A 14,587-nucleotide genomic window follows, 5' to 3' on the forward strand; every position below is an offset into this window, starting at 1 on the left:
GCCTGATGCGCGGGGCTTTTTTGCTCTGGTGACCGCCGGCAGCCTGAGCCGTCAAACCTCCCGGCGCAGGCGCGCGACCAGCATCGTGTGGTAGGTCGCCGGGTGCAGGTTGGCCGCCGCCAGTCGGTCGATCTCCCATCCCATCTCCCGCAGCGCTCCCAGGTCCCGGGCCGCCGCGGCCGGCGAAGGCCCCAGGTACACCAGACGCTCCACGCCCAGCGGGTTCAGGTAGGCCAGCGCCCGACGACCGACCGGCTCACGCATCGGGTTGATGGTTGCCAGCTCAAAACGCTCGCCAGCCGCCGCCAGTCGACGCAATCCCGTCTCCCAGCCTCCCGCCACAAAGTGCGCATTGTCGATGCCCTGGCCCACCGCGTTGATCTCGGCCGACTCGATCGAGGCCTGATTCTGATCCAGCCCCACCGCCTCCGCGACCCGGGAGGCCAGCATCAGCGCGATGGTGCCGATGCCGCAACCCACATCCAGAAAACGCTCGGCGCGGGTCGGCTCCAGCCAGTGTTCAAGCGCCTCGTAGAGCACCTCGGCCGGGGCCAGCGTGGCATGAATCCAGTCGTCGTAGCCCACCTCCATCTGCAGCCGCCCCAGGGGAATGCGCACGCGGGTGGGCTCTTTCAGATACGCCCGAAAGCTCCCACTTCCCACGGCCAGCCCCACCTGCGGAGGCAAGTATTCGCTCAGGCGAGCCAACCATCCGGCCAGCGCTTCGGAGTGACACTGGGCTTCGAAATGCTCCTGATCGCGTGCCTCGGTGAGCCGCACCTCCACCAGCCCCACCCCGTGATTGGGGACCACCACACGGATCTGCTCGACCCCGGGCGCCACCTCAAACCCTTCCACCTGGGCCGAGACCTCCCGGGCCATATGAGCGTCCCAGGGCAAGGTGTTCAGCCCCTGCAACGAGCGCTCCACCGTCGCCACCACCCGCTGGGTCTGCGCGGTCAGCGCCGGGCAATCGGACATCGAAATCAGTGCTTCGGAGGCCGGACTGTAGAGCCCCAACTCCACGCGATCGCCCACCCGACGAAAGCTCAGCGAGGTGCGGTAGCGATACGCGTCGCCGCGTGCGGTCGGCTGCGGGGTGAGAATCTCCACCTCGGGCTGCTCCCCAGGCGGCACGCCACCGAACTTCTCCACGACCTCCTGAATCCCGCGCACCTTAAAGCGAAGCTCTTCATCGACGCTCAGATGGCGAAGTTGGCAACCGCGGCAGCTCGCATCGCGCTCACAGAGCGGATCTCGACGCACCGGCGAAGGCTCCAGCACCTCCACCAGATCGGCGTAGAGCCGGCGAGCCCCCTCGCGCTGATCGGGCTGCAATCGCACTCGAACCCACTCCCCGGGAAGGGCCCCATGAACCGAGAGCCAGCCGTCTTGCAGACGCACATACCCTTCGCCGGTGAAACCAAAATCATCAATACGAACCTCAAGCTCAAGCGCCCGCCGCACCTCAGCGAGGCTTAAGGAGCTCGAGGATGTTTCCGTGGTGTCGCTCATGCGCTCTCATACCGGTAAGTCGTCCAGAACCCACATGATGCAAGGCTCTCCCAGGGGCGAGTATTCTTGTCGGAACTGTAAACCCTTGTTAAGCTCCGCCCGGACACTCTCCCCACATACCCCAGACGTTGCCGGAAGCACCATGGTTGTTCAACCTCGCGTAAAGATTGGCGACCTTATCGACGATCGCTATCGCCTCGAAGCTCGGGTGCACGATGGACGCTGGGGACCGGTATTTCGCGCCAGCGATCTGCACCTGGGCGACCGTCCGGTGGCCATTCGGATCTTTGCCTGTCGCGACCAGGGACCGGCCGATTCCAATGCTTTCGCCCACCTGGCCGCCGAGCTACGCGCGCTCAACACCGACACCATCGCCACCCCCTACGCGCACGGAAGCGTCGGCGGATGTCCCTACATCATCACGCAATGGGCCCGGGGCTGGAGCCTGAATGACTATCTCCAGCATGTGGGCAGGCTCTCGCTTGAGGCCACCCTCGGTTTGCTCCAGCAACTCTGCGAGGCGCTGGACAACGCCCATCAGATGAACCTCACCCACGGGCTTCTGCGCCCCTCCAAGATCCGGATTACCCCTGGCCACAACGGGCCGCCGACGCTGCACGTGGTCGACTTCCAGATCTGGCGGCTCTACGAGCTTGCCAGTGGTGAGGAGCCCTTTGAGGAGTCGAAGCTCTCGCGGCGAGTGGTGCGTTACATGGCCCCCGAGATCTTGAGCGAACGCCGGGTCACCCCGGCCGCCGATCTCTACGCGGCGGGGCTCCTCGCCATGGAGATGCTCACCGGCACCCCGGCCTACCCGGAGGAGAGCCGCATCGCCTTGATCGCGCGCCAACTCTCCACCGAGGCCGCGGCCCTGCCCTATACGGTCGAGGCCGGCGCGAGCTTCCGTCAGTTTCTCGACATGCTGGTGGCCAAAGAGCAGCCCCGGCGCCTTCCAAACGCCGCCATCGCCAGTGATATCCTTGACCAGCAGACGTCCCACTTTCTGCAGGAGCCGCCGGCGCTACCACCGGAGCCGGAGCCGGAGCCCTCTCAGGCGTATGACGCTGGCGAGAGTGAAGGCGAACCCGATGCGCCCTCCGATCCCTTTATTGTCGGCCCCGAGCCCTCAACGGCCGAAGAGGCCGCCGACGTGGCCCTGGCGAGCCCGCCCGAAGCCCTGGATGCCGAAGACGCCAGCGTGCTGAGTTCGCCGGTCGGCGCGTTTTCTCTCGACGCCGACCTCCAATCGCCCCTGGATTTCCTCTCGGAAGACGCCGACGTCGACAGCCTCTTTGGCGACGAACTCAACTTTGGCGACGTCGACCCTCAAACACTGCCCTCCTCCGAGCCTCGCCGGCCCACGCCCCTTCCCCGGGACGCGCCGGCCGAGCCCGAGCCCTCCGAGCCCGGCCTCGACGAGCTTCCCCCGGAAGCCTTCAGCGACATTCCAGACGCGGTGGAGGTCGCCCCGACGCCGGCCGTAACAGCCTCTGCCACCCGCACGAGCTCCCCGACGCCGGCCGCCCCCTCGCCACGGGCTCACCCCACACCGCCACGCCCCGCGGCAAGTCGCCCGCCGCTGCTGGGCCTGGGCCTCATCGCGACCGCGCTTGTGGGGGCAGCGGCATTCTTGCTCCTGGCTCCCGGCGAGCATCCCTCCCCGGCCGAAGCCGCCCCGCTGGAGCCCGCCGCCTCCCAGGCCTCCACCCATCTTATACGGGTGACCACCTCGCCACCCGCGCTCCGGGTGCTGGTGGAGGGACGTTCGGTAGGCTTTAGCCCCGTTGAGCTTCGCCTCCCCGAGGATGAGTTCCCGGTGAGGGTCGGCGCGCGTCTCAATGCCAACATCGAACAGACGCAGACGCTCAAAGCCCCCACGCCCACCCTCCATTTTGAGTTTGAAGCGCCCTGAGCGTCGGCTCTTGCTCAGCGCCCGGTGAGTTTGGCGCCCAACACCGCGTCGTAGAGCTCTAACATCTGGGTGTCCGCTGCCTCGCGGGTAAAGAGCTCTTCGATTCTGGCGCGGGCCCGATCGCCCTGGCTTGCCAGCAACTTCGGGGCCCCCAGGCGCGCGCCCAGTACGGTGGCAAACGTGGTTTGATCGCCCTCCAGCACCAGCTCCCCGCTCTGCCCGGAGACAACGATCGAGCGCGTCGCCGGGGTGTCGTACGCGACCGCGGCGACCCCACACGCCCCGGCCTCCAGCAACGCGTCCGGGGGCGTGGACGCGGTGCCCAGAAACGCCAGCGCATCCAGCGCGTGATAGAAGGCTGCGTCGGTCTTGCGATCGCCGTTGACCAGCTTCACCCAGCCGCGATCCGCGAGCCGGCGCAGCCGGCGCGCCTGCCCGTCGGCAAGGGTGCCGCGCGGCGCGATGACCCAGCCCAGCGAGGGGTGCGATCGCCGCAGCGCTTTGACCGTCGCCACCAGGTCATCGGCGCCGTGACGACGTGACACCGGCCCCACAAAGCCCACGACCTGCCGCCAGTGGGTCGGCAGGCCCAACGCCTCACGCCCCCTGGCGCGGGCCGCTTCGCGATCCTCGGCCGGGTGGTAACGCGTCACATCGACGCCGGCCCCCCCCATCGCCACCTCCAGACGCGAGGGCGCCACGACCTTGAGATCCTGCAGCAACCGGAAATCAAACTGGGTGGTCACCACGTAGCGATCCACGTCTTCTCCCAGGTGCTCGTAGGCCTGCAGCATCATCCGCCGCCAGGGATACCCCACCACGTCGTTGATCCGATCTTCGGCCCGACGCACCTTGGCGCTGGCCCGCAAGAGCGCCAGCGGCCCCAGGGGCAGATGCACCGGCTCCTCTTCGAGCCAGTGGTACTCCATCGTCGCAAAAATCGCCGGCACCTCGGCCTGCCGAGCCGCAAACACACCGATCCAGGCCAGGCGATGCGAGCACACGTGCAAGAGCACCGGACGCAGCTCCAGCAGATGAGCCTGGATGATAAAATAGGCGCCCATCAACCCCGGCGCGTTACGCGCGCTGGCCACCGGAATGGGCTTGCACTTAACGCCCTGACGCTCCAGCAGCGCAAAGCCTCCATCGTCTGCCGCCATCACGTGGATTTCAAAGCCCGCCTGCGACAGGCGCTTAAAGCGATCGCTGTACCGACGCGCGAGCTCCGTGGCGCTGCGACCGATAAATACTGCCGGGTAAACGGGCTGCTGGGAGAACATACTCTCGTGAATCATATCGCCTCAAAGGGTTGCGCGTGATCGCCGGGCCGACGCTACCGACGGGCGCAACGCGATGTAAAGCAAAACCAGCCCCCTTGCCTCCCGGTCGATATCCCCCACTATATAGGGAGCCATCTCCCACCAACGCTTTCTGGCTTTCTGAATGACTGGAGTATCCGATGACCACCATCCTCTTTGGCAGCGACCTCTCCGAACACGCGATCCCCGCCGCCCGCTGGGCGGCTCGCCTGGCTCGCCTTCACCAACAAGACGGTCGCCCGGTGCGCCTGATGGGAGTGCACGCGATCAGCCCCGAAGAACTCTCGCTTCTGCGGGTGGCCTCGGGAAACGCCGATAAAGATGCTCCAGCTCAGCTCCAGGACGAGTTTCGGCAGTGGCTGGAGCCCATCGACACTCAGGGAATCGAGGTGGAGGTCAACATCCAGATCGGCTCTCCCTCGGGCGCGCTGGTCCACGCCGCGCAGCTCTACCAGGCCGATTGGCTGGTGGTCGGCGTCTCGGGCCGCGGCCAGCTCTCCCGGCTAATTCTGGGCTCCACCGCCGAGCGCCTGGCCCACCGCCCCCCCTGTGCGCTGGCGCTGGTACACCCCGACGGATTTGCCTGGGAGGGCGATGTGCGCGCGCTGGCCCCCACCGACTTCAGCGCCTCGGCCACCGGCGCCGTGGAGCTGGCCGCCGACATGGTGCGCCGCCAGGGCGGCGCGCTCACCCTGTTAAACGTCGTGGAGCTGCCGCGGTCCACCCCTTCCCTGGTCGAGCCAGCGGCCTACCCGGCCGCTCTGGTGGCCCACCTCGAAGAAACCCAGTCCAGCGCCCAGGCCCAGCTCGACCGCCTTGCCGAAGAGCTCGACCTCGGCACCCAACTCACCACCGAAGTCCGCCCCGGCTACCCCTCCCACGAGGTGCTGGCCGCGGCCGAGGAACACACCGCCAACCTGCTCTTTCTCGGATGCACCGGGCGCTCCCGGGTGGCCGAGTGGTTCTTAGGCGGGGTGGCCCGCGGCGTGGTACGCCACGCCCCCACCACCATCGTGCTCTACCCGGCGGTCGAAGCCGAAGACTGAGCATCTGCCTTGCTGGCCCGGGGGGGCCTCAGTAGAGTGGCCGGCCGCGACGCCCGCTCCACAGGCCCCCCACTTCGGCAACCATGCTCACTGCTTCCGCTCAGACGCCCTCCCTCGATCAACCTCCCCGCTGGGACCTCCCCTCCGGCCCGCTCTGGCTCCTCGACGCCCCCGGAGAAGCCCCCCCAGCCCTCGTATGGCGCCACCCGTGGAGCGGCGGCCTACTGAAGGTCGGCATGGCCCTGCGCCACGCCGCCTCCACCCATCATCCCCAACTGGCCGCGCCGCAGCGCTGGTGGAAGCAAGACGACTTCCTCTACCTGAGCGCCCCCTACCCCGGCGGCGAGCCCCTGGCCGCCCTCGGCCAAGATCGCCTGACCTTTGGGGCGGCCGTGGATGCGCTCACGCCGATGGCCCTGGCGCTGAAGTCCGCCCACCGACGCGGCACCTTTCACGGCGCGCTCTCCCCGGCCCGCGTCTTCTTCGACCCGGCCACCTCGCGCCTCAGCGCCGTGGGCACCGGAGAGTGGGTCGTGCAGCACACCGGCGACCGCCAGCCCTCCCCGCTGGCCGACATCGAGTCCCTGGCCCGCGTGTTGCTCCGCCTGACCATGCCCGCCGACGAGGCCCGCGCCGCGCGCCCCAACTTTGAGACCATCCCCTCCTTTGCCATCGGCATTTTGGAGCGCGCGATCAGCCCCGACCCCGCGCGCCGCCCTCAGAGCATTGACGAGCTTCTGGCGGGCCTGCGCTTTCGCAGCTCCGAGGGCCTCGACGCGCCGGCCTTCACCCCCCTGGAGAACGACGCGCCGGTCAGCATCATCGGCGGTGTGGTACGCGGCCTCGACCACTTTGAACATCCGCGCCAGGGACCGGGCCTGCGCTTCACATTGGACCACGGCGAATCCGGCTCGGTCGGCGTGTTCTTCTACGCTCGCCATCACTCCGAGGTCTACACCAGCGCCCGCAACCTCTGGGAGGGCGCGCGCCTCAACCTCATCGACGCCGCCCCGGTGGCCGACTCCCGCGGCCGCCGCTTTCTGACCGCCGGTCCCGACACCCTGCCGGTCGTGGAGCCCCAGTGGCCGGTCTCGGTCAGCGATGTGCTCAAGGCTCAGGGCTGCCCCCAGCGCGTGCTCGTCGACGCCCGCGACCCCGGCGAGCTCACCCATCACCTGGCCTTTGGAAACCTGATCCACGGGATGCTCGAAGACCTCACCGGCGCCGAAGCCCTGGACTTCGACACCTCCCTGGCCCGGCGCCTGCCCGGCCTGCGCCTGGACCTGCTGGCCGCCGGCGTCGACGACGCCACCCTGGCCAGCCTGGAGGTCCACGCCCGCGAGCACTTTGATAACATCCGTCGCCTCACCGCCCCGCGCACCCGCCAGCTCGGCGACGAACCCACGGCCACCCGCGTCGGCTGGAGCGGGCGCCACGTCGAGGCCACGCGCTTCTCCTCGCGCTACGGCCTGGAGGGACGCATCGACCTGGTCGTCGAGAGCCCGCAGGAAGGCGTCCAGATCATCGAGCTCAAAAGCGGCAAACCCTGGGATGACCACATCGGCCAGGTCCGCAGCTACGCCCTGCTATGGGAGGAACTCGCCAGGGCCGAAGGGCTCCCGATGACCGGGCACCTGCTCTACTCCCGCGACGGCACGATGCGCCAGACCTCGCTTGATGACATCGAGCGCGAGCGCCGCATCCTGCGCGCCCGCAACGATCTGGTGGCCCATTACCGCGCCCAGGTCGACCCGGCCTTCGACTACCGCGCCCCCTACTACATGGAAGAGCCCGCGCTCTGCCGCCAGGGCGACTGCCGCTTCCGCCGCGACCGCTGCAAGATGCAGTCGGAGCTTCTGGGGCTGGCGCCCCAACCCGACTACGGCGTGCTCTCCTGGCCCCACACCGATCCCCAACTGGTGCGCCAGGCCCGCGCCTACCACGCCCATATGAGCCGCCTGGTCACCATGGAGCGCTGGAGCGACCACGCCGCGCTGGGAGCCATCTTCGAGCCCCAGCGCTTGAGCGAGCGCGTCGAGGCCGGCCTCTGCGCCCCGGAACTGCACCTGGAAGCCGTCGAGGGCCACCCCGAGCGCGCGCGCCTGCGCGGCAAACACCTGCAGATCTTCTCCCCCGGCGACAGCCTCCTGATCCACCGTGGCGACATCGACGCCTCGCACATCCTGCGCGGGCGCTGCCTGAGCGTCGACGGCGACACCCTGGAGCTGCGCCTGCGCGGGGCCCACTTCCCCGACGCCCTGGCCGGCCCGGGCTACATCGCCGACCAGCCGCCGGCGCGCCTGGGCTACCGCAGCGCGCACCAGGCCCTCTACCGCGTGCTCCGCTCCCAACGCGACGAGCTCCTCCAGGTCCTGGTCCGCCCGCAGACCCCGGGCGCCGCTCCCCTGATGACCGGCGCCGAACGACGCCCCTCCCTGCATCCGGCCACCCTCGACCAGCTCAACGCCCCCCAACGCCAGGCCATCGAGGCCGCGATCAGCGCCCCGCTGGGCGCCCTGATTCAGGGCCCGCCCGGCACCGGCAAGACCACCGTCATCGCCCACCTGACGCTGGAGTTTGCCGAGCGCGACCAGCGCGTCCTCCTGGCCGCGCTCACGCACACCGCCGTCGACACGATGCTCATCAAGCTCCTCGAAGCCGGCGACCTTCGGGGGCGCCCCCCACGCTTTCTGCGCGTGGGCTCGGCCTCGCGCAGCCCGGCGGTCGTCCGCGCCCTGGAGGCCCGCGGCCTGCACCCGGCCGACTACTTTGCCGACGACCTGGCCGCCGCCCACGCCAGCCTCAACCGTCTGGGCAGCCGCGCCGAAGAGCCCCCCATCATCGCCACCACCACCCATAGCGCGCTGCGCGCCCCGCTGATCGCCTTTTTGGAACGCCGCCTGGGCAAACCGGCCTTCGACGTGACGATCGTCGACGAGGCCAGCCAGCTCACCGAACCCCTGGCGCTCGGCCCCATCTCCCTGGCACGGCGCTTCGTGCTGGTGGGCGACCACGCCCAGCTCCCGCCCATCGTCTCCAGCGAGCGCGCCCTCTCGAGCTTCATCGCCTCGGAGAAGAGCCCCTTTGAGCTCAGCGACACCCTGCGCCAGGCCGGGCTGGCCGGGCTCGACCGCAGCCTCTTTGAGCGCCTGGCCACCGCCGGACTCCCCGTCCACATGCTCCAGGTCCAGTACCGCATGAACCGCGCGATCATGAGCTTCCCGGCCGAAACCTTCTACCAGGGCAAGCTCAGCGCGGCCCCCCAGGTCGAAGATCGCCGCATGCCCGCCGGCCCCTACCGCCTCGACGCCCTGACCACCGACGCCCCGGTGAGCTTTGTCGATGTGCGCGGGGTCGAAAACGCCCGCACCAACCTCGCGGAAGCCCACGCCCTACTCGCACTCCTGGGCGAGCTCGCCACCCACGCCCCGGAACTCTCCGTGGGCGTCATCTCGCCATTTCGCGCCCAGGTGCACCTGCTGCGCTCCCTGCTCGCCAGTGCCGAGTTGCCCCCCACCGAGCACAGCATCGACATCGACACCGTGGAGCGCTTCCAGGGCAGCGAGCGCGACGTCATCATCGCCAGCCTGGTCAAAAGCGAGCGCCCCGGAGACTTCCTCAGTGACCCGCGCCGCCTCAACGTCACGTTGACCCGGGCGCGCAAGAAATTGATCATCGTCGGCCACTCCGGCTGCCTGCGCCAGGACCCGCTCTTTCGCCCCTGGCTCGAACACCCGCAGACGACCTGGCACCCCTGGACACACCTATGAACCTGTCGACTCGACATCTGGCCCTTGCCGCCCTGACCCTCCTCTGCGCCGGCCCCCTCAGCGCCTGCCAGAACAACGCCTCCCCCGAGCTCGCCGAAAAAAGCGCCGCCGGAGAGGTTCAGGCCGCCGCCGACACCCCCGTCGGCGTCGCCTGGGCGCCCCCCGAAGTCATCGACCTGCGCCAGCCCGAAGGCCTGCCGATGCAGGCCATCTCCATCGGCAAACCCACCATCTACCCCCGCTGCCACGAACTCTTTGAGCCCGAAGGCAACCCGGGCGCCTGGCCGGTGGAGGCCGACCAGGCGCACCCGGCCCTCTTTGGCTGCGAGCCCGAAGCCTGGCTCGAACTCGCAGATCCCGAGCTGCGCCTGGTCGCCTACGCCCTCCCGCGCCCGGAGACCGGCTCGGCCACCGACCTGCGCCTGAGCGCCTACAACGGGGCTGGCGAACTCCTCTGGCACCGGACCCTCTCCCGGCAGCATCAGGGAAAGAACTTCAACGCGAACTTCCGGGGCTCCTTTCTCACCCGGGTCGACGGGCGCTTTATCTGCGCCGGCACCCGCTGGCAGGGGGGCACCCAGGCGCTCTGCGCGCACCAGGACTCCGGAGAGCCCATCTTTGAGGGCACCATGAACTTCTGGTCCGGCATCGCGCCGGTAGGCGTGGGCGCCGCCCTGGTAGGCGTGGACATCAACGGGATCACCCTGCGCTACCCCTTTTCCGGCGTGGAGATGCGCCACCGCAAATTGGAAGGACGCGGCGGACGCACGGCCTTCTATGCCCACACCTCCACCCACGTGTTCTTTGTGCCTGGCGAGGGCGACCCGGTGCTCAGCGCCTGGAACCTGGAGACGCTTCAGCTCGACTGGCAACTCCCGCTGCCCGGGCGGCCTCAGCCCCGCTCCGGAGAGACCTTTGAAGATCTCGGCCTTCTGGTCTTCAAGCTCGACGAGCACCTCTACGCCCTGGAGACCGCCACCGGCAAACAACGCCTGAACCTGGCCGTCGGCCCCGACAACCCCTCGCTGGCCAGCTCCGCTCAGGAGCTTTTGGTGATGGTGCGCCGCAGCGACGCCCCGCCGATGGTCGCCTCCCTCAACCCGGCCGACGCCTCCGCCAACTGGGCCGCCCTGGGCCCCCTGGGCTCGCTGGCACTGAGCGCCGAAGGTCCGCGCATCTTCACCCGCAGCGTGCGCGCGGTACGCGAGATCACCCCGGCCGACGGCGCCCAGGCTGGCGCTCATGACTGAACCCTCCACCCCACGCTGGCGAGAGCCCCTGGGGGTCTTTGCCCTGGCGCTGGTCATCATCGCGCTGCTCAGCCTGCTCAGCGGGGCGATCCCCTGGCTGGCCGCCAACCTCGTGGCCGCGGTGGGCCTGGTCTTCTTCGGACTGGCCCACCTCGTCTTCAAGCGCATCGACGCCGACCCGAAGCGCTTTGGCGTGGATCTGGACACCATCCCGGCCTCCCAGGTGCTTTTTGGCCTGGCCGTCACCGCGCTCATCTTCCCGCTCTTCGCCCTGGGCAACCACGTTTGGGAGCGCCAGGTCCTCGACCGCGACTTTGTCCCGGCCCTGGAGAACTACCGCCAGTGGTCCCCCGCGCTCCAGACGCGCCCCCCGGAACTCACCGCCCCCGGCGCCCGGGTCTGGACCGCCCGGCGCGCGATCCACGTGGAGCTCTCCAGCCCCGAAGACGCGCCGGGCGCGCTCTCGCTCAACGCCCACGCCGACGCACCGGTCCACTGGCAGAGCCTGGGCCGCACCAACCTCCACGTCACCGACCAGAACCACACCTGGGAGCTTACCCCCACCGCCCCCCTGGCGCGCTACACCCTCCCCCCGCGCACCCCCGAGGGCCAGGTGCAACCCCTGCACACGCTCACCCTGACCTACGACGCCCCGATCACCTCCGGCGCCGGCAACACGGCCCCCGGCGAGCCCCTGACCCTTAAGCGGGGCTACGCCTGGATCCTCCTCTGGGCCCTGACCCACCTCCTCCTCGTCGCCCTCCCCGAAGAGTACTTCTACCGCGGCTACCTCCAGACTCGCCTGGGCCAGCTCCTCACCCACGCCGAGGGCCACCCCCGCCGCTTCCTCGGGCTCACCCTGGCCAACTGGCTCACCAGCGCCCTCTTTGCCCTGGGCCACTTGCTGGTGCCGGTGGGCGGCGCGATCCTGGTCACCCGCGCCGCGGTCTTCTTCCCCTCGCTCCTCTTTGGCTGGATGCGCGAACGCAGCGGCTCGATCATCGCCCCGGTCATCTTCCACGCCGCGGCCAACATGATGGTGCTCCTGGTCAACGTTCACTACTACTCCGCAAACGCCTGACCGGGCGTCGACCCAACGCCCCCGGCGCCCGGGCACCTGCGCCCTTGCCAGCCTTAAGCCCCCGGTGGCACACTCCGCCCTCCTGACCCGGGAACCTCGCCAGCTCACCGACCTTACCCCTGCAAGTTGTCCATGGCTCACCTGACCGACGATGCTCTTAGACGCCTCGATATTCTGCGCCGCACGCGCATGGGGCTCGACGATGATCTCGACGATCTTCGCGCGGAGCTGGCCCGAGCCCTGACCGACTTCGAGGGCCGTCTCAAGCGCGTCTCGCGCCACATTCCGCTCTGGCTGGCCCTGCCCGCCGCCGAGCTGCGCTCCCCCTTTAAGCTGCGCGCGCCCGAACCCCTGAGCGGCACGCTGATCGGCCCCCGCGCCGTCGCCATGGCCGCCGCCGAGGTCGAGACCTTCATCCATTCCTGGTTCCCGGCCCCCCACGCCGAGGAGCCCGCAAAGCACGATGGCGAGTCCACCGCCGAGGCCCTCGACGCCCTCGACGCCCTGATCCAACAGGCCCGCCAGGCCGCGCGCCAGACCGCCGACGAGGGTCCCCTGGCCCTGGAGCGCCTGCTGGAGGCCATCGTCTTTGATCTCGAAAGCCAGCGTGAGGCCGACGTCGAAGCCCTGGAGTCGATGATCTCCGAGGGCGACCTCGACCGGGGCCGCGCCGCCCAGGCCGAAATCGCCGAGCTCTGGGAAGACCAGCGCCGACGGGTCAACGAGCTCCAGGGCGTCTGGGACGACCTGCTGATCCTGCATCGCGAGGGCATCGACACCACTTTGGAAGGCCTCGACGAGCTGGCCGAACTCTGCGCCCGGGCCCGCGAAGGCCTCCTCGGCGCCGACGTGCTCGCCACCGCCGCCCAGCGTGCACCGACCCCGGAAGCCCCGGCCCCCGACGACACTCCCCAGACCGGGGCACTCGCCATCGAAACGGCCTCCCCCACGCTGCCCCTGGCCTCCGACCGGGAAAGCGCCCCCGCCCCCGTCCCGAACGAGAGCGCCCCGCCTGTGGCCGCCAAACTCCCGGCCGCCCCCCCCCCGGCTGACAGGCTCCCGGCCGACGAGCCGACCCGCATCGACACGCTCCCCCTCGACGACGCCGGCCCCACCTCCCGGCTGCCCCCGCCCGGCCAGGAGCCCCTCGATCTGCCCGGCCCCACCGAGCCCGCCCGCGACGTCACAGCTCCCGATGTCTCAACCCCGGAAGCCCCGGCCCCCGCCGAAGCGCTCCCGACCGCCGAGAGCGAACCCGGGGAGCCCGACACCGAAGAAGCGGAACCGGAACCCGCGCCGGTGCTCGACGCGCAACCCGAACCGGAACCGGAACCGGAACCGGAACCGGAACCCGAGCCCGACTTCGACGACGCGCCCGAACCCATCCCCTCGATCCTTGAGGACTCCGCGGCGCCCTCGCCGCCTCCCGAAGATCGGGTGCGCGTGCGCTGCTACCGGGTGCGCGAAGGCTGGCAGGTGCTCACCGCTGGTGAAATCGCCGCCACCCTGGGCCCTCCCGGCATCTTCGTCGGCGGGCTCTTCCTCCTCTGCGTGCTGGCGCTGGCCGGCGTGACTGACAACCCCATCGAGAGCCACCCCTGGGCGCTCCCGGCCGCCTACGCCGCCCTGGGACTGATGGTGATCCTTCCCCTGGCCCGGCGCTGGCGCCCCATGTGGCAGGGGAACCGCTTTCACGTGATCTGCCGCGGCGAAGTCGAAGAAGAAGCCGACCTGCGCGTCACCGAGCACCGCCTGATCCTCGATCGCACCTCCTGGCCCCTCGACGAGCTGCGCCGGGTGGAGCTCCACCGCTGGGAATCCGCCGAAGACCTCACCTTCGGCTGGCTCCTGACCGTCGACCCGCCCTACCACGCGCCGGTCCACCTGATGACCTTCGACCCGGAACCCGAAGTCTGGCAGGCCTCCCGGGTCCCCCGAATCGACTGCCCGCCCCACCCCTGGCAGCTCCCCCCGGCGGAATTCGACGCGATCCACACTGCACTCATCGAGCGCGCCCCGCAGAGCGCCACCGCCCCCCCCGCCGCGACTTAAAACGCCCCTCGATCCACAGACCAGAGCGACAACGCCGCCGACCCCTGTGAGGGTCGGCGGCGTTGGTGTAGCGCGCCTGTTCGGCCTCCCCCCACCGGAGGAGGGGGCATTGAGGACCTTTAGCCCCACTGACCGCGCAGCAGCTTCTCGCTCTCTTCTTTATGGCGCGTCTCATCGGCGATCATCGCGTCCAGGGTCGACGCCAGACCATAGTCGCCATACTCCTGGGCCTGTTTCATCCGATACACGTAGCGATCGACCGTCTCGCTCTCGGCCTTGACCACGCTCTCCAGCATCTCCCGCGGATCGGTGGTAAAGCGCACCTCGGCGGGGCTCGTGACCGGAGTACCGCCGAGCGCGGTGATCTTGTCGGCTAAAAACTTCGCGTGCTCAAACTCGTCGGCGACCTCTTCCAGAAAAAAGGCCTGCAGCTCCTTGCGATGGATGCCGGTCACCGCCGCCGCGTAGGTGTTGTACATCACGATGGCTTGATACTCGTGGGCCAGGTCCACGTTGAGTCCATCAAGCAGGGTGGATGTCTCGACGCTCATGACTACTCCTCGGTGTCTTGGTGTCTACGGGCTGATGTTTCGGGAGCGAACCTAAACAGCACCTCCTCCCAATCAACCGGCCCGACCCGGC

At 69.3% G+C, this 14,587-nt stretch carries 9 protein-coding genes; 6 read left to right on the top strand and 3 right to left on the bottom strand.

Annotated features, from left to right (window positions below; translation table 11 throughout):
* Nucleotides 1-51: 51 nt before the first annotated feature.
* A complete protein-coding gene (locus tag DL240_RS01035; protein WP_111727998.1) occupies nucleotides 52-1,515 on the bottom strand; it encodes a class I SAM-dependent RNA methyltransferase in 1,464 nt (487 codons plus the stop codon).
* A gap of 142 nt (nucleotides 1,516-1,657) precedes the next feature.
* Between DL240_RS01035 and DL240_RS01040 the strand changes: the two genes are divergently transcribed.
* Entirely contained in the window at nucleotides 1,658-3,427 is a 1,770-nt protein-coding gene (locus DL240_RS01040; protein ID WP_158542269.1) for a protein kinase domain-containing protein, read from the top strand.
* Between the two features lie 14 nt (nucleotides 3,428-3,441).
* Here the strand turns inward: DL240_RS01040 and DL240_RS01045 are convergent, their stop codons facing one another.
* Nucleotides 3,442-4,722 (bottom strand): glycosyltransferase, encoded by a 1,281-nt coding sequence (locus tag DL240_RS01045; protein WP_111728000.1) that lies wholly within the window; start codon nucleotides 4,720-4,722, stop codon nucleotides 3,442-3,444.
* 164 nt (nucleotides 4,723-4,886) lie between these two features.
* Here DL240_RS01045 and DL240_RS01050 point away from each other — a divergent pair, with 164 nt between their 5' ends.
* The 5 genes from DL240_RS01050 to DL240_RS01070 all read left to right on the top strand — a co-directional run bounded on the left by DL240_RS01050 (nucleotide 4,887) and on the right by DL240_RS01070 (nucleotide 13,945).
* Nucleotides 4,887-5,792, top strand: a complete 906-nt coding sequence (locus tag DL240_RS01050; RefSeq protein WP_111728001.1) for a universal stress protein — start codon at nucleotides 4,887-4,889, stop codon at nucleotides 5,790-5,792.
* 83 nt (nucleotides 5,793-5,875) lie between these two features.
* The gene (gene plbH, locus DL240_RS01055; RefSeq protein WP_111728002.1) at nucleotides 5,876-9,562 is read left to right on the top strand and encodes a PLuB system helicase-like protein; all 3,687 of its coding nucleotides are present in this window, start codon (nucleotides 5,876-5,878) and stop codon (nucleotides 9,560-9,562) included.
* Nucleotides 9,559-10,812 carry a PLuB system PQQ-binding repeat protein gene (gene plbQ, locus DL240_RS01060; protein ID WP_111728003.1) on the top strand — a complete coding sequence of 418 codons (1,254 nt, stop codon included), beginning with the start codon at nucleotides 9,559-9,561 and terminating at the stop codon, nucleotides 10,810-10,812. The genes plbH and plbQ overlap by 4 nt, the downstream gene beginning before the upstream one ends.
* Nucleotides 10,805-11,893: a myxosortase MrtP gene (gene mrtP, locus DL240_RS01065; RefSeq protein WP_111728004.1), complete on the top strand. Its 1,089-nt coding sequence runs from the start codon at nucleotides 10,805-10,807 to the stop codon at nucleotides 11,891-11,893. Before plbQ ends, mrtP begins: the two co-directional genes overlap by 8 nt.
* Before the next feature lie 132 nt (nucleotides 11,894-12,025).
* Nucleotides 12,026-13,945 (top strand): hypothetical protein, encoded by a 1,920-nt coding sequence (locus DL240_RS01070; protein ID WP_111728005.1) that lies wholly within the window; start codon nucleotides 12,026-12,028, stop codon nucleotides 13,943-13,945.
* Between the two features lie 119 nt (nucleotides 13,946-14,064).
* Here DL240_RS01070 and DL240_RS01075 read toward each other — a convergent pair whose 3' ends face one another.
* Complete coding sequence (locus DL240_RS01075; protein ID WP_111728006.1) at nucleotides 14,065-14,496, bottom strand: ferritin-like domain-containing protein; 432 nt, start codon at nucleotides 14,494-14,496, stop codon at nucleotides 14,065-14,067.
* Nucleotides 14,497-14,587: the final 91 nt, after the last annotated feature.

This window comes from Lujinxingia litoralis (assembly GCF_003260125.1).
Taxonomy (GTDB): domain Bacteria; phylum Myxococcota_A; class Bradymonadia; order Bradymonadales; family Bradymonadaceae; genus Lujinxingia; species Lujinxingia litoralis.